The sequence below is a fragment of the Streptomyces sp. NPDC093252 genome (assembly GCF_040683675.1).
In the GTDB taxonomy this organism is placed as follows: Bacteria; Actinomycetota; Actinomycetes; order Streptomycetales; family Streptomycetaceae; genus Streptomyces.
The window spans coordinates 390,515-413,914 of sequence record NZ_JBFBEM010000001.1 but is presented as its reverse complement, the minus strand read 5'-3'; the positions used below and the strand labels follow the sequence as shown (position 1 = coordinate 413,914).

General features: G+C 74.1%; 25 protein-coding genes. 13 read left to right on the top strand and 12 right to left on the bottom strand.

From position 1 onward, the window contains the following. Positions 1-6: 6 nt before the first annotated feature. From AB0O01_RS01605 to AB0O01_RS01595, 3 genes are read right to left on the bottom strand one after another with little or no spacing between them, the layout of a single operon-like run. Positions 7-627 carry a methylated-DNA--[protein]-cysteine S-methyltransferase gene (locus AB0O01_RS01605; RefSeq protein WP_365309829.1) on the bottom strand — a complete coding sequence of 207 codons (621 nt, stop codon included), beginning with the start codon at positions 625-627 and terminating at the stop codon, positions 7-9. Continuing rightward, positions 624-1,115, bottom strand: coding sequence for a sigma-70 family RNA polymerase sigma factor (locus tag AB0O01_RS01600; protein ID WP_365309827.1), 492 nt, complete (start codon positions 1,113-1,115; stop codon positions 624-626). Before AB0O01_RS01600 ends, AB0O01_RS01605 begins: the two co-directional genes overlap by 4 nt. A gap of 49 nt (positions 1,116-1,164) precedes the next feature. Beyond that, positions 1,165-1,677 carry an MGMT family protein gene (locus AB0O01_RS01595; RefSeq protein ID WP_365309825.1) on the bottom strand — a complete coding sequence of 171 codons (513 nt, stop codon included), beginning with the start codon at positions 1,675-1,677 and terminating at the stop codon, positions 1,165-1,167. A 606-nt stretch (positions 1,678-2,283) separates the two neighbouring features. Between AB0O01_RS01595 and AB0O01_RS01590 the strand changes: the two genes are divergently transcribed. The 12 genes from AB0O01_RS01590 to AB0O01_RS01535 all read left to right on the top strand — a co-directional run bounded on the left by AB0O01_RS01590 (position 2,284) and on the right by AB0O01_RS01535 (position 11,430). Beyond that, on the top strand, positions 2,284-2,799 hold the full coding sequence (locus AB0O01_RS01590) for a hypothetical protein (protein WP_365309823.1): 516 nt from the start codon (positions 2,284-2,286) through the stop codon (positions 2,797-2,799). 10 nt (positions 2,800-2,809) lie between these two features. After that, the gene (locus tag AB0O01_RS01585; protein WP_365309821.1) at positions 2,810-2,941 is read left to right on the top strand and encodes an MGMT family protein; all 132 of its coding nucleotides are present in this window, start codon (positions 2,810-2,812) and stop codon (positions 2,939-2,941) included. Further along, entirely contained in the window at positions 2,938-3,675 is a 738-nt protein-coding gene (locus AB0O01_RS01580) for a 2OG-Fe(II) oxygenase (RefSeq protein WP_365309819.1), read from the top strand. Before AB0O01_RS01585 ends, AB0O01_RS01580 begins: the two co-directional genes overlap by 4 nt. Continuing rightward, entirely contained in the window at positions 3,672-4,073 is a 402-nt protein-coding gene (locus AB0O01_RS01575; protein ID WP_365309817.1) for a hypothetical protein, read from the top strand. The genes AB0O01_RS01580 and AB0O01_RS01575 overlap by 4 nt, the downstream gene beginning before the upstream one ends. Continuing rightward, complete coding sequence (locus AB0O01_RS01570) at positions 4,070-4,960, top strand: alpha-ketoglutarate-dependent dioxygenase AlkB (protein WP_365309815.1); 891 nt, start codon at positions 4,070-4,072, stop codon at positions 4,958-4,960. The genes AB0O01_RS01575 and AB0O01_RS01570 overlap by 4 nt, the downstream gene beginning before the upstream one ends. A gap of 122 nt (positions 4,961-5,082) precedes the next feature. Beyond that, entirely contained in the window at positions 5,083-5,664 is a 582-nt protein-coding gene (locus tag AB0O01_RS01565) for a methylated-DNA--[protein]-cysteine S-methyltransferase (protein WP_365309813.1), read from the top strand. A gap of 64 nt (positions 5,665-5,728) precedes the next feature. Continuing rightward, positions 5,729-6,610 (top strand): AlkA N-terminal domain-containing protein, encoded by an 882-nt coding sequence (locus AB0O01_RS01560; protein ID WP_365309811.1) that lies wholly within the window; start codon positions 5,729-5,731, stop codon positions 6,608-6,610. A 119-nt stretch (positions 6,611-6,729) separates the two neighbouring features. Further along, positions 6,730-7,557 (top strand): isocitrate lyase/phosphoenolpyruvate mutase family protein, encoded by an 828-nt coding sequence (locus AB0O01_RS01555; protein WP_365309809.1) that lies wholly within the window; start codon positions 6,730-6,732, stop codon positions 7,555-7,557. A gap of 211 nt (positions 7,558-7,768) precedes the next feature. After that, a complete protein-coding gene (locus tag AB0O01_RS01550) occupies positions 7,769-8,242 on the top strand; it encodes a hypothetical protein (RefSeq protein WP_365309807.1) in 474 nt (157 codons plus the stop codon). Between the two features lie 313 nt (positions 8,243-8,555). Beyond that, positions 8,556-9,002: an ester cyclase gene (locus AB0O01_RS01545; RefSeq protein WP_365309805.1), complete on the top strand. Its 447-nt coding sequence runs from the start codon at positions 8,556-8,558 to the stop codon at positions 9,000-9,002. A gap of 447 nt (positions 9,003-9,449) precedes the next feature. Next, positions 9,450-10,289, top strand: a complete 840-nt coding sequence (locus AB0O01_RS01540; protein ID WP_365309803.1) for an alpha/beta hydrolase — start codon at positions 9,450-9,452, stop codon at positions 10,287-10,289. A gap of 211 nt (positions 10,290-10,500) precedes the next feature. Further along, positions 10,501-11,430, top strand: a complete 930-nt coding sequence (locus tag AB0O01_RS01535; protein WP_365309801.1) for a histone deacetylase family protein — start codon at positions 10,501-10,503, stop codon at positions 11,428-11,430. Positions 11,431-11,576: 146 nt separating this feature from the next. Here the strand turns inward: AB0O01_RS01535 and AB0O01_RS01530 are convergent, their stop codons facing one another. Together AB0O01_RS01530 and AB0O01_RS01525 are read right to left on the bottom strand one after the other, a co-directional pair. Then, positions 11,577-12,752 (bottom strand): MFS transporter, encoded by a 1,176-nt coding sequence (locus AB0O01_RS01530; protein ID WP_365309799.1) that lies wholly within the window; start codon positions 12,750-12,752, stop codon positions 11,577-11,579. A 787-nt stretch (positions 12,753-13,539) separates the two neighbouring features. After that, positions 13,540-14,499: a bile acid:sodium symporter gene (locus tag AB0O01_RS01525; protein ID WP_365310469.1), complete on the bottom strand. Its 960-nt coding sequence runs from the start codon at positions 14,497-14,499 to the stop codon at positions 13,540-13,542. Between the two features lie 337 nt (positions 14,500-14,836). Between AB0O01_RS01525 and AB0O01_RS01520 the strand changes: the two genes are divergently transcribed. Then, the gene (locus AB0O01_RS01520) at positions 14,837-15,586 is read left to right on the top strand and encodes a hypothetical protein (protein WP_365309798.1); all 750 of its coding nucleotides are present in this window, start codon (positions 14,837-14,839) and stop codon (positions 15,584-15,586) included. An 18-nt stretch (positions 15,587-15,604) separates the two neighbouring features. Here the strand turns inward: AB0O01_RS01520 and AB0O01_RS01515 are convergent, their stop codons facing one another. From AB0O01_RS01515 to AB0O01_RS01485, 7 genes are read right to left on the bottom strand one after another with little or no spacing between them, the layout of a single operon-like run. After that, a complete protein-coding gene (locus AB0O01_RS01515) occupies positions 15,605-17,446 on the bottom strand; it encodes an MOSC domain-containing protein (RefSeq protein WP_365309796.1) in 1,842 nt (613 codons plus the stop codon). Then, complete coding sequence (locus AB0O01_RS01510; protein ID WP_365309793.1) at positions 17,443-18,603, bottom strand: C45 family peptidase; 1,161 nt, start codon at positions 18,601-18,603, stop codon at positions 17,443-17,445. Before AB0O01_RS01510 ends, AB0O01_RS01515 begins: the two co-directional genes overlap by 4 nt. Then, positions 18,573-19,625 carry a P1 family peptidase gene (locus AB0O01_RS01505; protein ID WP_365309791.1) on the bottom strand — a complete coding sequence of 351 codons (1,053 nt, stop codon included), beginning with the start codon at positions 19,623-19,625 and terminating at the stop codon, positions 18,573-18,575. Before AB0O01_RS01505 ends, AB0O01_RS01510 begins: the two co-directional genes overlap by 31 nt. Next, positions 19,622-20,503: an ATP-binding cassette domain-containing protein gene (locus tag AB0O01_RS01500; protein WP_365309789.1), complete on the bottom strand. Its 882-nt coding sequence runs from the start codon at positions 20,501-20,503 to the stop codon at positions 19,622-19,624. Before AB0O01_RS01500 ends, AB0O01_RS01505 begins: the two co-directional genes overlap by 4 nt. After that, on the bottom strand, positions 20,500-21,537 hold the full coding sequence (locus AB0O01_RS01495) for an ABC transporter ATP-binding protein (RefSeq protein ID WP_365309787.1): 1,038 nt from the start codon (positions 21,535-21,537) through the stop codon (positions 20,500-20,502). The genes AB0O01_RS01500 and AB0O01_RS01495 overlap by 4 nt, the downstream gene beginning before the upstream one ends. After that, positions 21,534-22,433, bottom strand: a complete 900-nt coding sequence (locus AB0O01_RS01490) for an ABC transporter permease (RefSeq protein ID WP_365309784.1) — start codon at positions 22,431-22,433, stop codon at positions 21,534-21,536. Before AB0O01_RS01490 ends, AB0O01_RS01495 begins: the two co-directional genes overlap by 4 nt. Beyond that, positions 22,430-23,395: an ABC transporter permease gene (locus tag AB0O01_RS01485; RefSeq protein ID WP_365309781.1), complete on the bottom strand. Its 966-nt coding sequence runs from the start codon at positions 23,393-23,395 to the stop codon at positions 22,430-22,432. Before AB0O01_RS01485 ends, AB0O01_RS01490 begins: the two co-directional genes overlap by 4 nt. Positions 23,396-23,400 lie beyond the last annotated feature (5 nt).

Genomic DNA, 23,400 nt, shown 5'->3' with positions numbered 1-23,400 from the left:
TGGTGCCTATGCCGCGGCCTCCAGGTGCAGCAGCGTGGTCTTGGCGTCGGATCCGCCGATGTAGCCGCCGAGGGTGCCGTCGGTGCGCAGGACGCGGTGGCAGGGGACGACGATGGGCATGGGGTTGGTGGCGCAGGCGGTGCCCACGGCCCGGACGGCCCTGGGGTTTCCGACGAGTTCGGCCAGGTCGCGGTAGCTGCGGGTCTGGCCGTATCCGATCTCGGGCAGGTGGGCCTGCACCAGGCGCCGGAACCCGTGCGACAGGGACAGGTCCAGTGTCAGGTCGAAGACCTGGCGGTGCCCGGCGAAGTACTCGTCGATCTCGCGGACCGCTTCCTCCAGTCGTTCGGGGGCGTGCAGGATGCGCGGGCTGAGTTCGCGGGCGAGGTCCTCCAGCACCCGGTCGTGGTTCTCGCCGGCGTAGGCCACCCGGACCAGCCCCTTGGGGGTGGCGGCGAGCAGGAGTCGGCCGACGGGCGAGTCGACGGTCGTGTAGGCGATGTCGATCAGGTCGGCCTGTTCGGCGGCCTGTTCCAGCCGGTGGTGGAGCCGGCGGAGGGTGCCGGCGTCCACGGGCGCCGGCAGCGGGACGGCCGGGCCGTCATCGGTGTGCATGTCGTCGGTCACGGCATTGCTCCTTTCGTGAGCGCGCCCGGATGGTGCTTCCTGAGGTGTTTCAGTCCGTCCGCGGCGGCTCTCCGGGCCGCCTCGGGGGTGCCGCCGAGGATCTCCGCGATCTCCGTGTACGCCAGTCCCGCCACATAGCGGTAGGCGACGGCCCGGCGCTGCTGGTCGGGCAGTTCCCGCATCGTGGCCCACAGTCCGGCGGCCCCGGCATCCAGGACACGGGGTCCCGCCGCTGCGTCCGGTGCCTCGTCGACCGGCGGGGGACTGCGCTTCTTGGTGCGCAGCACGTCGATCACCTCGCGCTGCGCGATCGTCACCAGCCACGCCTGCGCGTTCGCGGTCTCCGGCAGGTCGGGGTAGGCGCGCAGGGCGGACAGGAACGTCTCCGACCACGCGTCGTCCGCGTCGTGCGGGCCGAGGACGACCCGGCAGACCCCCAGCACGGTCGCCCCGTGCTGCTCGACCAGACTCTCGAACGGCTGTTTCATGTCCATCCCATTGACGACGTATGTGCGGTGGCAGATGTGAGATTCCGGGTCAGAACGACCTTCCTTTGCTGTCTGTGGGCGGCTCCTGGGGTGCCGGCAGCGGCTGTTCGGGTGTAGGGCCGCCGGCGTGTCCGGGCAGGGCCCCGGTGGAGCCGGCGGCGTGGTGGTGCGGGGCGGGGGCGGGCGGCGGGTTGGTGGCCGCGGCCCGGCCGGCCTTCCGTGCCGGTGTGTGGTCGCCGGCCTGTCCGGCGGTACGGCCGTGGGTGGCTGTGTCCGCGCACTGGGTGTGTTTGACGATGTCCCGGACGGCGTGCTGGAACGAGTCGCCCTCGGCCCGGAGCGGAAGGTCGAACTGTCTGCGCCGTCCTGCCAGGTAGTCGCGGAGCTGGCGGACCGCTTCGTTGAGCAGGGGGTCCGTCGATTCGTCGGCCTGGGGTCCGAACGTGTCCTCGGGAGGCCGGCGGGCAGGGTGCCCGAAGTAGAGGCCGGTGATCGTCTCGTCCTTCGCGACGATCGTGACCGGGCCCGGAGGGGTCTCGATCACGACGTGCCGGGTGTTCATCCGCGTCTCCCTTCTTCCGGCCGGTAGACGGACACGGCGCGTGGAACGTGAGATCGCATACGGGGCCGGTGACCGCGGCGGGTGCTGCCGCCCGCCGCCGTGGCTGTCGCGCCGCGCGTTCCCCGAGCCCGGCGCTATCACTGATGGGGCGCCAGCCCCGATCGGGCAGGTTCGCCCTCAGCGGCGTCGCCGGGCCGCGGCGGCCGGGGCCGCCGCGCTGCGCCGGGCCCGCGCCGAACGGGGCCGCTCGGCTGATCTGGACACAGGCGGGCATTGCGGGGTTGATCGACCAGCGCGTGGTGATGAACCCCGCCGGTAGTGGGATGCCGTGCCGTTGTGGCGGGCTCAGTCTCACGTTTCGGTGGCTGTCGGCGTCTCCACTGAGCCCGCGGCGGGTTCTGCCGGCGGGTTCGGTGATGAGGTGAGGAGTGGGTCGTGGCTGCGGTTGAGGGTGCTGTTCGTACGGGCCGGGCGAATCGGGTGCGGCCGGATGGGCGGTTGGTGGCTGATCCGGGGCGGGGGTTGTTCTGGGGGAACCGGGGTTCGCTGCTGGGTGCGGGCGGGTTGCCGACGCGGCGGCAGGGGACGCGGGCGTGGGTGTGCTGTGTGCTGGAGTTCAAGGGCTGGTGGCGGGAGCAGTGGCAGCGGGGGAAGCTGACGGAGCTGTTCTTCCTGGACGAGGCCACGGCACTGGCGGCGGGGCATCGTCCGTGCGGGCTGTGCCGGGTGCCGGACTACCGGCGGTTCAAGCAGGCGTGGGCCGCCGTTGCCGGGGAGGTCGTGGGTGCGCCGGAGATGGATCTGAGGCTGGCGGCCGACCGGCGGACGGCGGACTGGTCGCAGCGGACGTTTCAGGCGGCGGCCGGCGATCTGCCCGGCGGGGTGTTCTTCCGGCTGGACGGCAGGGACGGGCTGTGGGCGCGAGGGGTGTGGCGGCCGTGGTCGATGGCGGGGTACGGCGCTGCGCAGGAGGTCGCTGCCGGGCGGGTGGTGGAGGTGTTGACACCGGCGGTGACGGTGGGGGTGATCGCCGCCGGGTACGCACCGGTCTGGCATCCGTCCGCCGGGCCCGGTCCGGATTCGGATCTCACGTTCGCGGGGCCGGCGCCGTCTTCGAAGTGAAAGAGGGACGGTGTGCGCGCCCAACCCGCTGCCGGTGATGGTGTCGTGCCATCGGGTGCTGCGCACCGACGGCACGCTGGGCGGCTACATCGGCGGCGCCGGGGCCAAGACGACCCTGCTGGAACTGGAGGCGGCGGCATGAGCACGCTGACGATCGCGGAGGATACCTGCCCATGGGCGGCCCGGGTGGCGGGCGCGGACTGGGACGCGGTGGCCGGCGAACTCGACGAGTTCGGCGGCGCGCTGCTGCCGCAGCTCCTCACGCCCGGCGAGGCCGAGGGGGTCCGGGACCTGTACGAGCGGCCGGAGGTGTTCCGGTCCACCGTCGACATGGCCCGCCACCGGTTCGGGTCCGGGCAGTACAAGTACTTCCACGCCCCCTATCCCGAGCCGGTCGAGCAGCTCAAACAGGCGCTGTATCCGCGGCTGCTGCCGATTGCCCGTACCTGGTGGGACCGGTTGGGCCGGCCGGCGCCGTGGCCGGACACCCTGGACGAGTGGCTGGACATGTGCCACGCCGCCGGACAGGCCAAGTCGACGGCGATCCTGCTGCGTTACGGCGCCGGTGACTGGAATGCCCTGCACCGCGACCTGTACGGGGACCTGGTGTTCCCGCTCCAGGTGGTGATCAACCTGGACCGGCCCGGCACCGACCACACCGGAGGGGAGTTCCTGCTGGTCGAGCAGCGGCCCCGCGCGCAGTCCCGCGGCACGTCGACGCTGCTGCCGCAGGGCCACGGGTTCGTGTTCACCACCCGCGACCGGCCGGTGAAATCCGCGCGCGGGTGGTCGGCCGCCCCGGTCCGGCACGGCGTCTCCGCGATCCGCTCCGGAACCAGGCACACCCTGGCCCTGGTCTTCCACGACGCCGCATGAACACCCCGAAGACGTACACCCTCATCGGTGCCGACGGCCGGCCGTACGAATCCGCGGTGAAGGGAACCCTGGGCGGGCACCGCAGGATCAAAGGCTACGGGCGGCTGGACTGCCCCTCGGCGCTGCGCTGGATCGCCAAGGGCCACTACGTCCGGCACCGGGTGTTCTTTGCCGACGAGGCCACCGCGATCGCGGCCGGCTACCGTCCCTGCGCGATCTGCTGCCCACAGCAGTACCAGGCGTGGAAGGCCGCGAGGACGCGCGGCGCCCCACCACCCGCCGCGACCCGCGGGTCCCGGAGCACCACTGCGGGCTCCGGCCGCACCCCGGCCGCACCGGCCGCCGCCGGGACGATCACCGACCCCGCAGCTCGCACGACCCCCTGGACACGACCATGACAGCGACGACGGCAGCACTGTTCGACCTGCCGCAGACCCCACGCGAACCGGTCAGCCCCGCACCCGGGGCGCATCTGCGGCCCGGCTGGCTCACCGCGGACCAGCAGACCTGGCTCGTCCACCAGTACCGCACCTGGGCCGCCGGCCCCGTCCCGGCCCGCGCCCCCAGCATCCGCGGGCACAGGATGAGCGTGCGGAGCCTGTGCCTGGGCTGGCACTGGCAGCCCTACCGGTACAGCCGCACCGCCGACGACGTCAACGGCGCGGCGGTGCTGCCGCTGCCGGACTGGCTGGTGACCCTGGGCCGCCGCGCCCTGACCGACACCGGCCATCCCGACGACCTGGTCGCCGGCTACACCCCCGATGCGGCGCTGGTGAACTTCTACGACCCCGGAGCCCACCTGGGCATGCACCAGGACCACAACGAGCCCAGCCCGGCACCGGTGATCTCACTGTCGATCGGCGACACCTGCACCTTCCGGTTCGGCAACACCCGGACCCGCACCAAGCCCTACACCGACCTGCCACTGGCCTCCGGCGACCTGTTCGTGTTCGGCGGACCGTCCCGGCTGGCATTCCACGGCGTCCCGCGGATCCACCCCGGCACCGCCCCGGCCGGCTGCGGCCTGGACGCCGGCCGGCTGCGGCCTGGACGCCGGCCGGCTGAGCATCACACTGCGCATGACCGGCCTGACCGGCCTGACCGGCCTGACCGACTGACGCCGACCGTCGGCCGCCGGGCACCGGCCGCACTGCCACCGGCCGCACCCCCGGTCTCATCGGCACGCCCCGGTCCGGTGGAACCCGGTCCGGGGCGTGCCGAGGCGGTACCGGATCGCCGACAGGGCTTCGGTGCCGCCGCCCACCCAGGCCCGGCCTGCGGATGAACCGTCCCCTCAACTGCCCTGCCGTGCCGCGCCACGGCCGGCCGCCGACACGCATCTCACATTCCGGGCCGCCGGGACGTCTGCACGATGTGAGGCAGACGACGCACGGAAGGGTGATCGATATGGACGTCCGGCACAGCCACGTGGCCAGCCCGGTGGGGGATCTCCTGCTCATCGCCCACGACGGGGCGCTGGCGGGGCTGTACTTCCCCGGCTACCGGTACACGCCCCCGGAATCGGCTTGGGGCCGGGCCGTGGACGCCGGCACCGACCCGGTACTGGGGCAGGCCCGGCGCGAGCTCGGGGAGTACTTCGCCGGGAACCGGCAGGTCTTCGACGTCCCGGCGGTCACGCACGGAGACCCGTTCCAGGAGCGGGTGTGGGCGCGGCTGCGGCAGATCCCGTTCGGGGCGCGGATCACCTACGGCGACATCGCCGCCGAACTCGGCGAGGAGGGCCTGGCCCAGGCCCGGGCCGCGGGGCTGGGCGACAAGGGTCTGGCCCAGGCCGTCGGACAGGCCGTGGGCCGCAACCCGGTCAGCATCGCCATCCCCTGCCACCGGGTGGTCGGTGCCGGCGGCAAGCTCACCGGCTTCGGCGGCGGACTGCCCCGCAAACAGGCCCTGCTGGACCTGGAAGCCCCGGCCGAGGCGTCGGTCGCGGCCTCGGCCCCGGAGCCCGCCGGACCCGGACATCTGTTCTGACCCGTTCACGCCGCTCCGGCCCCCGTTCCTGCACACCGCACACCCCGGCACCGGAGTGCGCGGTGTGGGAAACAGCGAGAGGCACACCATGGCACCGGCCGCCCGGCGCACCGCCCCGACGGGCCCGTTCGACCATCGCGGCGCCCTGGCGGTCCTGACCGCCCACCGCATCGACGGCCTGCACGCCGTCGACGGCGACCGGGGGGTCCTGCGCCGCTGGATCGACGTCGACGACCGCCCGGTGGCCCTGGCCCTGCGCGTCCACGCCGACGGGGTGACGATCCGCACCCCCGCCGACGGCACCAGGGGCCTGGAGGCCCGGATCCGGCAGCGGGTGCGCGGCTGGTTCGACCTGGACGCCGACATCGCCGCCGTCGACACCGCCCTGGCCGCCGACCCGGTCATCGGGCCGCTGGTCGCGGCCCGGCCCGGGGTGCGGATCACCCGGTTCCACAGCGCCTACGAGGCCGCGCTGTTCACCGTGATCGGCCAGCAGGTGTCGCTGTCGGCGGCTCGCCTGTTCGGTTCCCGGCTGATCGCCGCCTACGGCGCCGACCCGCCGGATCCGGCGTTCGCCGGCGGCCTGCGCCTGCTCCCACCCCCGCGCGTCGTCGCCGGCCAGCCGGCCGACGAGCTGCGTGAGCGCATCGGCCTGACCCGCGCCCGCGCCCGCACCGTGCTGGCCGTCGCCGCGCTGTTCGCCGACCTCGGCGACACCCGGAACCTCCCGGACCGCGCCACCCTGGGCGCGGCCTACGGGGTCGGGCCGTGGACCCTGGACTACCTGGCCGTCCGCGCCGGCACCGACCCCGACGCCTTCCCGGCCGGCGACGCCGTCCTGCGCCGGGCACTGGCCGCCCGCGGCGCCGACGACCCCGCCGCCGCGGCCGAAGCCTGGCGGCCCTGGCGCAGCTACGCCGCCTCCCGGCTGTGGATCCAGGACTGAACCACTCTCCCGGAAGACCTCTCGGAAAACATCCCTCCCGGGGCGTCTCACGTTTCCCGCCGCCGGTGCGTCTACCCACCACAAGACCGAGACCCGGTCCGGAAGGAGCACCACCACCCATGTCCACCACCCTCCAGCACCAGCGCGCCGAACTCTTCCGCGGCCTGCACGAGGACTTCCTCGTCCTGCCCAACGCCTGGGACGCCGGCAGCGCCCGGCTGGCCGCCGAGGCGGGCGCCACCGCCATCGCGACCTCCTCCGGCGCGCAGTCCTGGTCGCAGGGCGTCGCCGACGGGCGCTCGCTGGCCAGGGCGGACGTGCTGGCCAACCTGGAGCGCATCGTCGCCGCCACGGACCTCCCCGTCAGCGCCGACATCGAGAACGCCTACGTCGACGACACCGACGGCCTGCGCGCGACGATCACACAGTTCCTCGCCACCGGCATCGTCGGCATCAACCTGGAGGACTCCGGCGCCACCGACAACGGCCCGCTCTACGGCACCGAGACCGCCGCCGGACGCATCGCAGCCGCCCGCGCCGCGGCCGACGACGCCGGTGTCGACCTGTACATCAACGCCCGCACCGACGTCTTCCTGCTCGGCGTCGGCGACGAGGACGGCCGCCTCGCCGACGTCATCGCCCGGGGCAACGCCTACCGGGAAGCCGGCGCCTGCGGCCTGTTCGTCCCCGGCCTCCTCGACCTCGACGCCCTGGCCGCGGTCGCCCGCGACACCGGCCTCAAGATCAACGCCCTGTGGCTGCCCGGCGCCCCCGCCCCCCAGCAGCTCCGCGAGGCCGGGGTCTCCCGGTACTCCGCCGGCACCGCCATCGCCCAGGTCGCCTACACCGCCGCCGCCGACGCCGCCCGCGCCTTCCTCGCGGGAGCCGACACCGCCATGGCCGCCTCCATCGACTACTTCGCCCTCAACGCCAAGTTCGCGAAGTAGGACAGGACCGGGGCGGGCGGCCGGCGCCCGGGCCGCCCGCCCCTCAGCACAGCCGGATCCGGCCCCCGGACGGACAGGCTCCTCCCCGGTGCCGGGAGACGGCCGGTGACCGCCCGGCACCCGCCGGCCCGGCCGGCACGGTGTGCCCGTGCCCGCCGCACGCCCGGCAGCCGCACGGGCCACCGCAAGAGGCGCACAGGAGGAGAACCCCGTGGCCGACCGGCACAGCAGGACATACGACCTGACCGGCTTCACCGCCGAGAACTACCGGCCGACGACCCGGCTCGCGACCGCAGCCGCCTACTCCTTCCCGCACCTCGGGGAGAAGCAGACCCGGCCGGCCCGCCCCGGCAAGGGGACGGGAGAACTGCTCCAGTCCGCCATGATGTTCGGCGGAATCGACGTGATGCCCTTCACCATCCGCGACAGGACCCTCGCCGTTGTGGCGTGCCGGGGCAACGAGACCGTCGGCATTTCCATCATCGACCCGACCGGCGACACCGCACGCGACGCCGTGACCTGGACGGAACCCACCCAGGAACCATGGGTGGCACACGCACTCAAGATCGTACTCCTGCGCAATGCCCGCGCGGCCGGCATCGACCGAGTGACCGTCCAGGGCGGCACACCCACCGAGGCCATCTACGAGGCCCTCGGCCTGGACTCCACCGAGACAGCGGCCTGAACGGAACCCACAGCCGCTCCCCGGCGTCACGCCCCCTCCCCCTCACCGGCCGCCACCCCGGCCATGCCCGGGGACCGACCTCCCGGGCACCGCAGCCGCCGGGCAGCCGCCACCACGCCTCCCCCCGGCACCGCCCGCCGGGCAGGCCCGGCACGCTCCGAAACCCCCTCAACAGCCCCACCCGTCAGGCACGTCATCCAGACCGATCCACCGATTATCACTTCCAGTCTCATGTTCCGGGTCCGGCCGCGTCTCCAGAGTGTCACCAGCGCCTCTGACGCACCGGTGGCACCTGGAGAAAGGAAGAGAGACCATGTCGCTCGAACAGAACAAGGACATCGTCGGCCGCTGGTTCACCGGCTTCTGGGGCAGCTCCTTCAACCCCGATGTCATCGACGAACTCGCCGCTCCGGACGTCCGGTTCGAGTACTCGATGCACAAGCCCATGCGCGGCCGGGACGAGATCCGTGCCTACATCACCAACTTCCGCGCCTCGTTCCCCGACCTTGGCTTCTCGGGCACCGCGGACCTCATCGCCGAGGGCGACTACGTCGTCGGGCAGTGGGCGGGCGGCGGCACGCATACCGGGCCGGTCTTCGACGACCTGCCCATCGGCTCCGTACCGGCCGTGTCCGGCAAGAAGATCTACTTCTCCGGCACGACCGTCTTCAGGATCCAGAACGGTCTCATCGTCGAGGAACTCGGGCTCGACGACGGCGTGAAGGCCCTCCAGCAGCTCGGAATCATCCCGACCGCCTGAGCCTGATCGCCGTACCCGGCAGTACACAGGAGGGGGCTGTGTGCACAGCCCCCTCCGGCACAGCCCAAGACGCCGGCCCAGGAGCGTGACCGGCAGAAACAGCCCAGCCCGCCCCGGCACCGACTGAAACCAGCCCCGCACCACAGGATCCCCCCGCACCCCGGAACGACCGCCCGACCGGCCTCCCATCCCGCCCGGCACTCCCGGCGAAGAGACGGCGGACCCGGACAGCAGCTCCGTCCAGCCGGCACCGCAGCACACGTACCGGCAGGGAAACGGCCCGGCATCCCCCGAAGGACACACCCCGGGACAGATACCGGCCGGGCAGTGCGGAACCCGGAACGGTGGAAGAAAAGCACCCCGGGCAAGGTCCCGCACCGGGACAGCGGACCACAGCCCAGCCCATCCACGCGGGTCACCACCGCACAAGAGGAAGAGGACAGCGATATGCGCAGAACGGTCGTGCACCGCGGCCTGACCGCCGCGGCGGCCACCGGCACCGTCGTGGCCACCGTACTGGCCACCACGGCCTCCGCCACCCCGGCCACCGGCACCGGCACGGGTGCCGGGACCAGGCCGACCGTGGTGCTGGTGCACGGCGGTTTCGCCGACGCCTCCACGAGCTGGGAGGGCGTCGTCGAGCGCCTCCAGGACGGCGGCTACCGGGTGATCGCACCCGCCAACCCGCTGCGCGGGCTGACCACCGACGCCCCCTACATCAGAAGCGTCCTCGCCGCAGTCGAGGGCCCGGTCGTCCTGGCCGGCCACTCCTACGGCGGTGCCGTCATCACCAACGCGGCGGCGGGCAACCCGAACGTCAAGGCGCTGGTCTACGTCGCCGCCTCGGTGCCCGACCGGGGCGAGCGGCTCAGCGAACTGTTCGGCCGGTACCCGCAGAGCGAACTCCCGCAAGCCGTCGAAGAGGTGCCCTTCCCGAACCCCGACGGCACCACCGGCACCGACCTGTACCTGAAGCCCGACAAGTTCCGTTCCGCCTTCGCCGCGGACCTGCCCCGCTCGGTCACCCACCTGATGCACGCGACCCAGCGCCCCATGAGCGCCTCCTTCCTCACCGACCCCACCCTCGCCGCCGCCTGGCGTGACACCCCGTCCTGGGCCGTCGTCGCGGGCGCCGACAAGGCCATCCCCCCGGCGCTCCAGCGCTTCATGTACGACCGGGCCGCCGCCGACACCGTCGAGGTCAAGGGCGCCTCCCACGCGGTGGTGATCAGCCACTCCGGCACCGTTACCGACGTCATCGAGGCCGCCGACCACGCCACCCGCTGACCCCTCCCGACTGCACACCGGGCCGCGAGTCGGCAAGGATGGGAGACGCAGGCGTCCGGGACATCCCTCACCCCGCAGGAACGGGCCGCGCACGACTGCGGACTCCGGCGCGACCGACGCCCCGCTCCCCTTCCGCCGCCACGGCCCGCCCACTCCGGTAGCGGCGCGTGCGCGCCCACCCCATCGAACCCCCAGAGGAGCAGAAACCGCCGTGGCCACGCTGCTGACACATCACCCCGCCTTCGCCGACCACCGGACCACGCCGGGTCACCCGGAACGACCGGACCGGTACCGCGTCGTCGAGGCCACGCTCCGGCAGGAGCGGTTCGACCGGCTCGTCCGCGTCGAAGCGAACATCGCCGACCCGGACGTGACCCGCTATGTCCACTCCAACCGCTACGTCGACACGCTGGAAGCGGCACGCCCCGCCGAGGGCTACGTACTCCTCGACGGCGGCGACACGATGATGGAGCCGTCCACCTGGGAGGTCGTGCTGCGCGGCGTCGGCGGCACCCTCCAGGCGGTCGACGCCGTACTCGCCGGTGACGTGCAGAACGCGTTCGTCGCCAGCCGCCCGCCCGGCCATCACGCGGAGACCGAACGCGCCATGGGCTTCTGCCTCTTCAACAACATCGGCATCGGCGCCCGCCACGCACAGCGCAACCACGGCCTGGGCCGGGTGGCGATCGTCGACTTCGACGTGCACCACGGAAACGGCACACAGGAGATCTTCTACTCCGACCCCAGCGTGCTCTACGCCTCCACCCACCAGATGCCGCTGTTCCCCGGCACGGGCGCGGTCAGTGAGACCGGCGTCGGCAACATCGTCAACTCGCCCCTGTCCCCGGGCGACGGCGGCACCGCACTGCGCGAGGCGTTCGAGGCCCGCATCCTCCCCACCCTCGACGCGTTCCGCCCCGAACTGATCCTCGTCTCCGCGGGCTTCGACGCCCACGAACGCGACCCCCTCGCATCGCTGGAGATGACGGCGGACGACTTCGGCTGGGCGACCCGCATGCTGATGGACGCCGCGGAGCGGAACTGCGACGGACGGCTGGTCACCGTCCTCGAAGGCGGCTACGACCTGCGCGGACTCGCCGAATCCGTCGACGCGCACGTCAGTGAGTTGCAGAAGGGCTGAGGCCCCGTCGCCATGCATGGATCCGGCCTTCCTTCGCATGCGGGGTTTCGTGAGTTCATCATCGGGTGATCGGCCTCGTGGTCGAGGGGTGGGTGGGACGTGGGTTTTCTCGTCGGGGAGTCAACCCGCCGGGATCGTCCCGGTTGTCAACGCGGCTCCAGCGCGCGGCGCGAGGTGAGCGCGACCACCGCCGCCAGGACGGCGGGGAGGGCGAGGGCCAGGGGGAGGGAGGTGAGGGTGGCCAGGGCCCCGATCGCCGCCGGTCCCGCGACGAGGCCGATGTAGCCGACCGCGGTGACGGCGCCGACGGTACGGGGCCCGCCCCGGCCCGCCGCCGTGATCAGGGACGGCACCGTGATGGACAGCCCCAGGCCCAGCGCCGCCCAGCCGGCCAGCGCCCCGGCGACATTGCCGACCAGCAGCGAGCCGCCCAGCCCGACCGCCGCCACCACCGCCCCCGCCCGCACCACGGTCGCGGCCCCGTACCGCTCGGTGAGCCGGTCGCCGAGGAGGCGTCCCACGGCCATCGCGGCCGAGTAGAGGGCGTAGGCCGCGGCGGCGACCGCCTCAGTGGCGCCCAGTCCGCTCAGATGCACCGCCGACCAGTCCAGCGCCGCGCCCTCGCTGAGCAGACAGGCCGCCGCGAGCGCGGCCAGCAGCCACACCGTGCGGCGTGACGAGGACCCCGGGTCGCGGTGGGCGCCCGCCCCGGCGGGGTCCGCGTCCAGTTGGGGTGCCAGGCGCAGGGCGGGGGCCGCTACGGCGGCGGCCAGGGCGACCAGTGCGCCGACGACGGTGAAGAGGAGGGTGTGGGAGATCCGGGCGGCGCCCGCGGCGAGGGCGGCGCCCCCCACCCCGCCGACCGAGCACGCGGCGTGCAGCGACGCCATGATGGGGCGGCCGTAGGCGGTCTGGCAGTTGACGGCGGCCGAGTTGACGCCGACGTCCAGGACGCCGTGCGCGAGCCCGAAGAGGGTGGCCGCCGCGATGAGCGTGGACAGGGAGCGGCACTGGGCCAGCAGCACCAGGGCCAGGCCGAAGACCGCGCCGGGACCCGCCAGCAGCCGCGAGGGGCCGTGGCGGTGGGCCAGATGGCAGCCGAGTTGCAGTCCGGCGACCATGCCGAGGGCCGCCGCGAGCAGGACCAGGGAGAGGCGTCCGGCGCCGATCTGCGCGGCGTCCTGGACGGACGGGAGACGGGCGCCCCAGACCGCCATCGCGGCGCCGAGACCGGCGAAGAACGCCGTCAGCAGCCGACGGGAGGTCTCCAGGGACACCGCCAGGGAGGTGTGCGCCGACGCGGTCGCCGCGCGCTCGCTCATGCGGCGGCCCGGAGCGGGGCGGCGGGCCGCCGCACGGTCCCGTGGCGGGTGGCCGGGGTGCCGGCCACCCGGGTGGGTGGGAGCGGCGGCTCGGATCGTGGCATCACAGACTCCTCGCAGGGGAAGGCACGGCGGGTGGCAGCGGTGTGCGCGCGCCGACCGGCGGCGGTCGGGCCGTCAGGCCGGAAGGCGCGTCCATGAGATGGGGCAGGAAGTGCTTCCTGCCGGGGTGACGGGAACAGCCCCGCGCCGGATTCCGCTGTGCGGAGAGCGGACCGGCGACTGTGCGCGGACACGACTCAGGGGCTCGATCTGAATCACGGGACGAAGGACATGTGCAGCTCCGCGACCACCAGGTCTCTCGATCCCGATGTCTTTGCTACCCCGGCCAATTGGGACAATTCATTGCGAGCGTGTATAGGGTGAGCAAACCGCCCGAGTAGGGGAAAGATCTGCGCAATGACGGCGGTCGGGCCCTGAGATTTCAGCACAGACGGCGGCCGGGCCCCGAAGATCTCGCCCCCGACGGCGGCCGAGTCCCGCAGAGCACGGCCCCGATGGCGGCCGAGTCCTCCCGCAGAGCACGGCCCCGACGGCGGCCGGACCCCCGAGGTCTCGGCACCGATGACCGCCGCACCCGGACATCTCGGCACGGACGGCGGCCGGGCCCCGGAGAACACGGCTCCGACGGCGGCTCCCGGACCCCGGAGATCTCGTACGATTCGCATCTTGTCCTGGGAGCGCGGGCCGCCCGGGGCCGCCCGGATCCGCCCGGGTGCGGGTGGGGTCAGCCCCCGGCCTGCGCGTCCCCCTCCGGCACCAGCCGGGGCACCAGACGGACATACGCCACCATGCCGACGACCTCCACCAGCGTCTGCGTCACCACGACCACCGCCGCGACGGCCATGTCCCCGGGCAGGGCGAGGGCGAGGGGCAGGACGACCAGGGAGTTGCGGGTCGCCCCGGTGAAGACGATCGCCCGCCCCGCGGACGCGTCCAGGCGCAGCAGCCGCGCCACGCCCTTCCCCGCGAACGCCATCACCACCAGGAACAGCGCGAAGAACGGGACGACGGCGGCCACGTCGGACAGCCGGTCGCCGAGCTTGGGGACCTGCGAGGCCACCACGACGAGCAGCGTGGCCGCCATGAGCGGGACCATCGTGGTGGTCGCCGCGTCCGAGACCCGGCGCCCGCCCGGAGCGCGTGCCGCCCACGCCTGGAGCGCCCAGGCCAGGGCGAGCGGGACGACGATGAGGACGACGAACGCCTCGACGAACGGACCCGCCTCGACGGTGTCGGCGAGGTCCGGGCCCATGAAGAGATACAGGAACCCCGGCAGCAGCAGCATCTGCGCCACCAGCAGGACCGGCGTCGCCGCCAGCAGCCGGCGGCTGGAACCACCCGCCAGACCGGAGAAGACGATCACATAGTCCACGCACGGGCACAGCAGCACCAGCAGCACCCCGAGCCGCACCGCCCGGTCGTCCGGCAGGAACGCGAACATCGCGGCCACCACCAGCGGCACCACCACGAAGTTGACCGCCAGCGCCGCCGACAGGAACCGCCCGTCGCGCAGCGAGCGCACCAGCTCGGCGGCCGGGACCTGGAGGAAGGTGACGAACAGCAGCGCCCCGAGCACCGGGTTGATCGTGTGCTCCAGCCCCGGCCCGAGCCCCGGTGCCGTCCAGCCGAGCAGCCCACCGGCCGCCATCGCCGCCAGATAGACCGGGACCTGATGGTGCTCCATCCGCTCGACCAGGCCCTGCGGTCCCCGTCCCCGCTGCGACACCCGAAACCGCTCTCTCGCGCCGTACCGCGCCGACCCGTCCCGTGACGGCCCTGCCCTCGCCGCCATTCTCACAGGTCACGGTACGTACCCCGGCCCGAGGGCCCCGCCCCGCACGCCTCATCGCCGCAGCGCCCGCCCTCGGTGCGCCCGGCGTGCGGGCCGCCGACGGGTCCGGCCCGGCCCGGGAGCCCGCGGATTTCCCTGCGTGATCCCGTGCCGTGCGCGATCCTGGAAGGCGCTCGCGCCGATGCGAACGGATCCGTCCCGCGCCCCACCACCGTGCAAGGGGAACCAGATGATCATGCCTCCGGTGCTGCCACCGCGCCACCCCCTCCTGCCCGAGCGGGAGCGGTCCCGCGCGGTGCTCGTCGGGTCCAGCGCGGGACTGCGCCACGCACCCTCGCTCGGGGAACCGGAGGCGCTGGCGGGGCGGCTGGCACGGGTGCTCACCGCTCCCGGACCCGGCGGCGCCTTCCACCGGGGCAGCACCCGCGCGTTCCCCGGCGTGGAGCGACCAGACGAGGTGCTCGACGCGCTCCGGGAGTCCGCCGACGCGGCGTCGGACGTGCTGCTGGTCTGGTTCGCGGGCGGCCCGGACAGCGGGATCGGCCTCGACGCCGTGGCCGGGATCGTCGGGGCGAGCCGGGCGGCCCGTCCCGTGGTCCTGCTGGACTGCGGCCAGGTGGGCACCGCCCTGGCCGCGTTCGCCGCCGCCGCGCCCACCGCCTCAGTCATGGCCGCCGGGACATCGAGTTTCTGGCCCCTGTCGGACCCCTTCACCGAGACCCTGATAGACGGGCTCGTCGAGGGCGTCCAGGACGGCCCCGAGGCACTGGACCTGGCCACCCTCCGGCACGCCATAGAGGCCGTCCATACCCGGACCCGCTACTACGTGGAGAACGAGCACATAGGCGGGCCCTCGCGCGTCCTGCTGGAAGGGGACGGCACCCGGGTCGCCCTGGGACTCAACCCCGCCTACGGCGTGGACCGCCCCGGCGCGCTGCCACCCCACCCGGACGTCGTCGACGCCCAGGAGTCCTGGTGACCGGGACGCTCCCGCCGCTCAGGCGCTCGTCACCGTCACCGGCCCCACCGGAACCGCGCAGCACAGCAGGGCATGCCCCGACGGGACCGGCACGCCCGGGGTGATCAGATGGGCCGTCGCGCCGTCCACCCGTTGCAGACAGGTGCCGCACGCGCCCGCGCGGCACGCGGACGGGAGCCGCACCCCGGCCGACTCGCCCAGGTCCAGCAGGGTGCCGTCGTCCGCCGTCCAGGTCGCCTCCGTGCCGCTCGCCGCGAAACGGACCGGGAAGGGGCCCGGCGCCGGGGGCGGCCGGTCGGTGAGGGGGACCTCCACGGGGGAGAAGAAGTGCTCGTCGGCGATGGCGCCGGGGGCCAGTCCCGCCGCCAGCAGCGCGGCACGGGCCGCCTTCACGAACTCGGCGGGGCCGCACAGATACGCCTCCCCGCCCGGGTCCGGCGCCAGGTCGGCGTAGTCGGCCTCGGTGGGGCGGCCGGGGCGGGCGTCCGGCGGCAGCGGGCCGTCGCCCCCGGTGACGTACAGGCGGCCGGTGGCGTGGGGGAGGCGGGCCAGGAGCGCGGTGATCGCCGGCCACAGAGGGGCGTCCCCGGGCGTGCGGACGACGTTCAGGACCGTCACCGGGCGCTCGGGCGCGCTGTCGGCCAGGCCGCGCAGGATCGGCAGGACCGGGGTCACCCCCACCCCGGCCACCGCCAGCAGCAGCGGGCGGGACGGTCCGGGGGACACCAGGGGGGAGCCGTAGGGGCCGGAGACGCGCAGGTGGGCGCCCGGGCGCAGGGCGTGCAGGAGGGGGGAGACCCGGCCGTCCGGCACCCGTTTGACGCTGATGGCGAGGGCGCCCGGGGCCGTGCCGGTGAGGGTGTAGCTGCGCCAGGTCGGGCCGTCGCCGTCGGCGAGGTGGACGCGCAGATGCTGGCCGGGCGCGGCGGCCAGAGCGGCGGGGTCGGCCAGACGGACGGTGGTGACCGTCGGGCTCTCCTCGCGCAGGGCGGTCACGGTCGCGTAGCGGGGCCAGTCGGGTTCGGGGGCGGGGAGGGCGGCGGGGTCGGCGGGGGTGTCCAGGACGGTGAGCCGGTCGCCCTCGGCGACCGGTCCGGGGCGTACGACCCGGGCGTACACCCCGCAGTACAGGTGCCCGAAGCGGGAGGCGAGCAGGACCGGGACGTTGAGGTCGCGCCGGCCGGTGTCGGGGTTGACGGTGGTGGCGCGGCAGCGGTCCGTGGCCTGGACGATGTCCAGTTCCGCCCCGCCCAGCGCCACCCGGCGGCCCACCAGGGCGAACTCCCGCCAGGGGCCGAGCCCTTCGACATACAGATTGGCCCGGAACCTGCGGTGGTCGACCGGGACCCCGGCCGCGTCGGTGAGCGCCCGGACGGTGTCCAGGTTGATGAGGGAGACCGGGGCCGTCGGCCAGTCCCACAGGGAGACACCGGGGGCGTCGGCGGTGACGGGGCCGAGGGGGCCGTCCGGGAACCAGGTGCGCAGGACCTCGTCCGCCCGGTCGATGTCGCCGGGCAGCGGCAGACCGTCGCGCAGCCGCAGGGTGATGCCCTCCCCGGAGGGCGCGGTGATCCGCAGGACGGCGCTGCCCTCGCCCTCCTCGGTCAGGGTGACGGTGTGGCGGGCCAGGGAGGCGTTCTTCAGCAGGCGCAGGAACGCGGTGCTGTCGGTCCAGTGGGTGTGGCGGCGCACCATGAGGGTGCCGTTGCGCAGCCCGATCACCCGGTCCAGGGGGAGCCCCCGCCCCGGGGTGAGGAACACCCGGGGCAGGGGCCGGCCCGCCATCGCCTTCACGGGGTAGCGGACGATCCCCGCCACCCGGGCGGTCAGGCCCCGGTAGGGGGCGGGGTGCCCGGTCATAGGTGGATCCAGGTGTCCGGGGCCGCCGCCGTGCAGGGGCCGCCCGGGTGGAGCCGGAGCCGGGCGGCGGCGAGGTCCAGGCTCACGGTGAGCAGGGTCCGCCACTGGAGATGGAACGGCAGCCCCTCCTGGGGATGGCAGCACACCGGCGCCCCGTCGCTGTCGTGCGCCCGCAGCAGCTCCGTCCAGCGGCCGGGGTCCGGGTCGGCCAGCAGGGCACGGTGGGTGTGCAGATGGGCGTGGCGGGCGTAGGTGCTGCCGCTGGGCGCCGCGATCTCCCCGAGGGCCAGGACCGGATCGAGGAAGTGATTGGTGTGCAGCAGGAAACCGTCCGCGTCCGGACGGACCACGGCGACACCCGCCGGGGAGATCTCGATGCTCGCCGCGTCCGCGTGCCGCCCGTCGTAGGTGACGACGGTGAGCACGGTCGACGCGGTCACCCGGGCCGAGCGGGCGATGTCGACGGCCTCGGCGACCGTGCCCGCCAGATCCAGGATCCGCCGGGCGACGACATGCACCGGTACGCCGATGCCGTCGCCGTCCTCGCGGTGGCTGAGGATGTTGAAGTGGACGCCGAGGCCCGCCTCGCTGACCCCGATCTTCGCCAGCGCGCCGGCCTCCGTGAAGATCCGCACCCCGGGGCCCGACGCGCCCGCCCGGTGCCCGGTGAGGGTGCGGGCGAACGCCATCTCCTCATGCCAGTCCCAGGTCTGGATGGTGTGCGGGGCGCCCGGACCCCCGACATGGACGGCGGTGGAGCACTCGCCCTCGGCGGTCGCCCCGACCGTCGCGAGGACCTCCGTCCGGGCGTTGACCAGGGCCAGTTCCCACACCGGGAGCCCGGCCCCCGACGCCGACGCGGCGAGTTCCGCGTACAGGTCGGGGGCCCAGCGGGCGATCTCGTCGACGGCCTGCTCACCGTGCGGGCGCAGATCCTGCGGCGCGACACCGACCGCGTCGAACAGCTCCCGGTAGGCGGTGACCGTGGCACGGATCCGGTGGCCGTGGGCGCGGCCGAAGGCATGGCCCCGGCGGGTGGGGTCGGGGTCGTCGCAGTGGAAGACGGGCAGGACGGGGGCCGGGGCGGGCGGCGGGGGGCCGCCCGCGGGGGTGAGTTCGGCGTGGGTCACCGGACGCTGCTCAGGATCGCGTCCCACATCACCTCGGAGGCGACCGCGCCGAGCGCGACGGAGGTCATGGTGTCCTGCCCGGTGCGCATCGGGTTGCGCGGCAGGTCGACCTCGTCCGTGGTGAGCGTGAACAGGGTGTCGCCGTCCAGATTGGTGTGGAAGGGCTGGATGCCGCGGTGCATGGAACCGTGCACCTGACGGCCGAAGTAGGCCAGCTCCCGGTCGTCCAGGCGGACGTTGGTGACGACGACCGAGATGGTGGTGTTGCCCGGCGCGGTCGCGGGCACCGCGCCCGGGTTCTTCTCGAACGCCTCCGCATAATCCAGTTGCGGCAGGGTGCGGGTGCCGGTCGCGGCGTCGTAGTTGCCGCGCAGCACGGTGCCGTCCCGGTCCACGATCACCCCCACCGCGTTGATCACGGTCGCGGCGAGGATCCTGATGTCGCCGATCTGCCGGAACGCGGCGCCCTGCCCGGCGAATTCGGTGCGCGCGTACTCCACCTTGCCGACCGAGGCGGACGCCCCCGCCCCGCAGCGGCCGACCGGGAACTCGCCGTGCCGGGCGGCGCGCATCGCGGCCCGGCCCAGGGCGGCGTCCGGGGTGACCGCGTTGTCCCGGGCGCTGAAGTCGTAGATGATCGCCCCCGCCACGCACTTGAGCTGGTCCCAGTTGACGTCGTTGCCGACCCGGGTGAGGAGTTCGTTCGCGACGCCGGGCGCCGCGCCGAGCCCGTACAGGGAGCCGCCCGCCAGGCAGACGGCGTGGGCGAAGCTGTCGGCGCCGTAGGTGAGGCCGATGGCGCCGCCTCGGGCGTCGATGGACATCCGGGCACCGGCCGGGACATGGACGACGGTGACGCCGGTCGGGCCCTCGGAGTACTCGGCGGTGCCGACCTCGACACCGGGGAAGTCATAGCGGACCGTGCGGTCGCCGGTGCTGGGGCGGGGCTCGGGGCGGACGTCCTCGTTGCCCCGGCAGGGGCCGAAGACGGGGGCGCCGGTCAGGAAGTGCTCCGGGGCGGCGGCGGGGGTGTCGGGCGTGCGGCTCACAGGTTCTCCAGAAGGGTGCGGGAGTACGGGTGCTCGGGGGTGTGCCAGAAGCGGGCGGTGTCCGCGAGTTCGACGATCCGGCCGCCCCGCATCACGGCGATGCGGTGGGCGGCGTAGCGGACGGCCGCGAGGTCGTGGGAGATGAACAGGGCGCCGAATCCGTGCTCCTGCTGGAGATCGCGGATCAGGTTGAGGGTCTGGGCCTGGACGGACACGTCCAGGGCGCTGACGGCCTCGTCGAAGACGATGAAGCGGGGCCGGGTGATCAGGGAGCGGGCGATGGCGACGCGCTGGCGCTGGCCGCCGGACAGCTCGTGCGGCAGCCGGTCGGCGAACCGTTCCGGCAGACCGACCCGGTCGAGGAGCCCGGCGACCGCGCCGTGGTGGGCGCGGAGCCGGGTGCGGGTGGCGGCGGCGAGGGGTTCGGCGACGCTGTCACGGATGGTGAGGCGGGGGTTGAGGGACCAGTGCGGGTGCTGGAGGACGGCCTGGAGGGCTCCGGCGCGGCTGCGGCCCCGGTGCGGCTCCCCCAGGAAGCGGACGGTGCCGGAGGCCGGGCGCAGCAGCCCCAGCGCCAGCGAGCCGGTGGTCGACTTGCCCGACCCGGACTCGCCGACCAGCCCGAGCGTCTCGCCCGGCGCGATGGAGAGGCTGACGCGGTCGACGGCGGTGACCGGGCCGCCCCTGCCGCGCCGCCCGGGGAAGACGACACTGACGGCGTCGAGTTCGAGGAGCGGGCCGGAATCACCGGTGCCGCCGGTGCCTTTCACCGGTCCGGTGTCCTTCACGGTGAGGTCGGTGGGAGTGCGGGCGCGGTCGGGAGAGGGGCCGGTGTCCGTCACGGCGGGGTCTGGCGGGATGCGGTCGATGGGGTTCACGGGGCCGCCTCCACGGGGGTGGTCGGGCGGGGCGTCGGCGCGCTCCCGCCGTCGAGGGGGTGATGGCACAGCACCGTCCGCTCCCGGAGGGAGTCCGGCTCCGGCCGTACCGTGGCGCACCGGTCGGTGGCGGCGGGGCAGCGGGGCGCGAAGGCGCACCCGGCCGCCGCGCCGGAGAGCACGGGCGGGGTGCCCGCGATGGCCCGCAGCCGGTCACCGGCGACGGCCCGCGCCGGGTCGGCGGCGGCGAGCGCGGCGGTGTAGGGGTGCCGGGGAGCGCCGAGGACGTCGGCGGTGGGCCCGTCCTCCACGATCCGGCCGCCGTACATCACCGCGATCCGGCCGCACCACCGGGCGACACCGCCGAGGTCGTGACTGAGCCAGACCAGGGTGGTGCCGTGCTCGTCGGCGAGGGTGAACAGCAGCCGCAGCACGTCCTGGCGGACCTGGGCGTCGAGCGCGGCGGTGGGCTCGTCGGCGATCAGCACGGCGGGCCGGCGGGCCATCGCCATGGCGATGACGACCCGCTGCGCCATCCCGCCGGAGATCTCGTGCGGGTACAGGCCCAGCACCCGTTCGGGGTCCTTGATGCGGACCTGCTCCAGTTGCCGTACGAGGTCGGCGCGGTCCGGGCGGCGGGTGCCCCCGGCGCGCAGGGTGAGGGCGAGCTGGCGGCCGACGCGCAGGGTCGGGTCCAGGGCGCCGACCGGGTCCTGGGGGATGAAGCCGAGGCGTTCGCGGCGCAACCGGGCCAGTTGGCCGCGGGGCAGGTCGAGGACGGACTCGCCGGCCACCAGGACCCGGCCCGAGGGGAAGCGGGTGGTGTCGGGCAGCAGCCGGCCGACCAGCAGCCCCAGGGTGGACTTCCCGGACCCGGACTCCCCGACGATCCCGACGTGCCCGCCCGCCTCGACGGCGAGCCGGACCCCGTCCAGGGCGCGGACCGTGCGCTGCCCGGTGCGGTACTCGGCGGTGACGTCGTCGATCAGGACGAGGGGGCTCTTCTCGGCGGGGGCCGTCGCGGCGGCGGTCATAGCAGCGCCCTCGTTTCGCGGGGTTCGAAGTGGTCGCGCAGGCTGTCCCCGATGAGGTTGATGGCCACGATCGCGGCGACCAGGACCGTGCCGGGCGCGATGATCAGCCAGGGCGCGTTGACCAGGTAGAGGCTGCCCTCCTGGATGAGCAGCCCGAGGGAGGCGTCGGGGAGTTGGACGCCGTAGCCGAGGAAGCCGAGGCCGCCCTCGACGAGGATGCCGACGGACAGGGCGTAGGTGCCCTGCACGGTGATCGTGCCGGAGACATTGGTGAGGATGTGCCGCCGCATGACGGTGAGCGCCGGGACCCCGCTGATCCGGGCCGCCACCACGAAGTCCCGGCGGGCCACCGACCGCGCGGCGGTCGCGACCATACGGGTCATCAGCGGGACGGTGACCAGGACGGTACTGGCGAGCGCGGCGGACCGGCCGGGGCCGAGCACCGCCGACACCAGCACGGCGAGCACGATGGACGGGAAGGCGTACAGGACGTCCGAGACCCGGGCGACGGCCTCGGCGGTACGGCCGCCCCGGTACCCGGCGAGGATGCCGAGCGCGGTGCTGATGGCGGCGGCGGTGAGCACCGCGAGGGAGGACAGCAGCAGGGTGGTGCCGATGCCCTGGAGGAGTCTGGGGAGCAGGGAGCGGCCGAGGTTGTCGGTGCCGAGGACGGCGTCGGCGCCGGGCGGGGTGAGGCGTTCGCCGACGGTGGCCCCGGGGTCGCCGCCCAGGCCGGTCAGATGGCTCAGCAGGGTCGCGGCCACCAGCACGAGCAGCACCCACAGCGCCACCCGGAACAGCCCGTCGAAGGAGCGCGGCGCGAGCAGCGACCGCAGCCGGGACAGGACGCGGCGGGGCATGGACGGCCCGGGGTCCGGTGAGGTGAGGGCGCTCATGTCGTGGACCTCCCGGCCCGGGTGCTGATCCTCGGGTCGATGACCCCGCAGACGATGTCGACGAGGACGTTGACGGCGATGAACACGGTCGCCGCGAGCAGCACCCCGGCCTGCACGATCGCGTAGTCCCGCCGGTCCAGGCCGTCCACCAGGAACGAGCCGAGACCCGGGGTGTTGAAGAGCCGCTCCACGATCACCGCCCCGCCCAGCAGATAGGCGCTGAGTGTGGCCAGCAGGGTGAGGACGGGGATGGCGGCGTTGCGCAGCACATGGTGGCGGACGATGTGGGCGGCGGACTCGCCCCGGGCGAGGGCGGCGCCGACATGCGGTTCGACGAGGACGCCGAGGACCGCGTCCCGGGTGGTGCGGGCGACGGCCGCCGTGCAGAACACGGCGAGTACGGCGGCGGGCAGGGCCAGTGACAGCACCGACCGCAGCGGGCCCTGGTCCCAGGGGACATAGCCGCCGACGGTCAGGCCGAGCCCGTACCGGGTGAAGACGAAGACCACGAGGGAGCCGACGACGAACTCGGGCAGGCTCAGCCCCAGGCTGCCCAGGACACGGCCGGTCCGGCCGCCGCCCGCGCCCCGGATCCCGGTCAGCACGCCCAGCGGGACACCGATGAGGACGGTCACGGCGAGGGCGAGCACGGTGAGGGTGACGGTGGCCGGCAGCCGGTCGGCGAACTCGGTCGCCACCGGGGTCTGGCTGGCCATGGAGATCCCGAAGTCGCCGCGGGCCGCGTTCAGCAGCCAGTGCGCGTACTGCTCGGGAAGGGAGCCGTCGAGGCCGTAGCGTGTGGCGGCGGCGGCCTTGTCGGCGTCGGTGGCGAGCGGGCCGAGGACCAGGTCGGAGTAGCTGCCGGGCATCGCGCGGACCGCGGCGAAGATCAGCAGGGAGACCCCGAAGAGGGTGAGGGCCGCGACACCGAGGCGCCCCAGGGCCCAGCGGAAGTAGGTCATGGCGG

What these genes read in the sequence shown, in the direction of transcription:
- AB0O01_RS01575 (WP_365309817.1), top strand. Translation starts at nt 3,672, where the DNA reads ATGAACACCCCGAAGACGTACACCCTCATCGGTGCCGACGGCCGGCCG.
- AB0O01_RS01530 (WP_365309799.1), bottom strand. Translation starts at nt 12,752, where the DNA reads ATGAGCGAGCGCGCGGCGACCGCGTCGGCGCACACCTCCCTGGCGGTG.
- AB0O01_RS01565 (WP_365309813.1), top strand. Translation starts at nt 5,083, where the DNA reads ATGGACGTCCGGCACAGCCACGTGGCCAGCCCGGTGGGGGATCTCCTG.
- AB0O01_RS01490 (WP_365309784.1), bottom strand. Translation starts at nt 22,433, where the DNA reads ATGAGCGCCCTCACCTCACCGGACCCCGGGCCGTCCATGCCCCGCCGC.
- AB0O01_RS01600 (WP_365309827.1), bottom strand. Translation starts at nt 1,115, where the DNA reads ATGAAACAGCCGTTCGAGAGTCTGGTCGAGCAGCACGGGGCGACCGTG.
- AB0O01_RS01520 (WP_365309798.1), top strand. Translation starts at nt 14,837, where the DNA reads ATGATCATGCCTCCGGTGCTGCCACCGCGCCACCCCCTCCTGCCCGAG.
- AB0O01_RS01595 (WP_365309825.1), bottom strand. Translation starts at nt 1,677, where the DNA reads ATGAACACCCGGCACGTCGTGATCGAGACCCCTCCGGGCCCGGTCACG.
- AB0O01_RS01545 (WP_365309805.1), top strand. Translation starts at nt 8,556, where the DNA reads ATGTCGCTCGAACAGAACAAGGACATCGTCGGCCGCTGGTTCACCGGC.
- AB0O01_RS01540 (WP_365309803.1), top strand. Translation starts at nt 9,450, where the DNA reads ATGCGCAGAACGGTCGTGCACCGCGGCCTGACCGCCGCGGCGGCCACC.
- AB0O01_RS01580 (WP_365309819.1), top strand. Translation starts at nt 2,938, where the DNA reads ATGAGCACGCTGACGATCGCGGAGGATACCTGCCCATGGGCGGCCCGG.
- AB0O01_RS01515 (WP_365309796.1), bottom strand. Translation starts at nt 17,446, where the DNA reads ATGACCGGGCACCCCGCCCCCTACCGGGGCCTGACCGCCCGGGTGGCG.
- AB0O01_RS01570 (WP_365309815.1), top strand. Translation starts at nt 4,070, where the DNA reads ATGACAGCGACGACGGCAGCACTGTTCGACCTGCCGCAGACCCCACGC.
- AB0O01_RS01555 (WP_365309809.1), top strand. Translation starts at nt 6,730, where the DNA reads ATGTCCACCACCCTCCAGCACCAGCGCGCCGAACTCTTCCGCGGCCTG.
- AB0O01_RS01525 (WP_365310469.1), bottom strand. Translation starts at nt 14,499, where the DNA reads ATGGAGCACCATCAGGTCCCGGTCTATCTGGCGGCGATGGCGGCCGGT.
- AB0O01_RS01485 (WP_365309781.1), bottom strand. Translation starts at nt 23,395, where the DNA reads ATGACCTACTTCCGCTGGGCCCTGGGGCGCCTCGGTGTCGCGGCCCTC.
- AB0O01_RS01495 (WP_365309787.1), bottom strand. Translation starts at nt 21,537, where the DNA reads ATGACCGCCGCCGCGACGGCCCCCGCCGAGAAGAGCCCCCTCGTCCTG.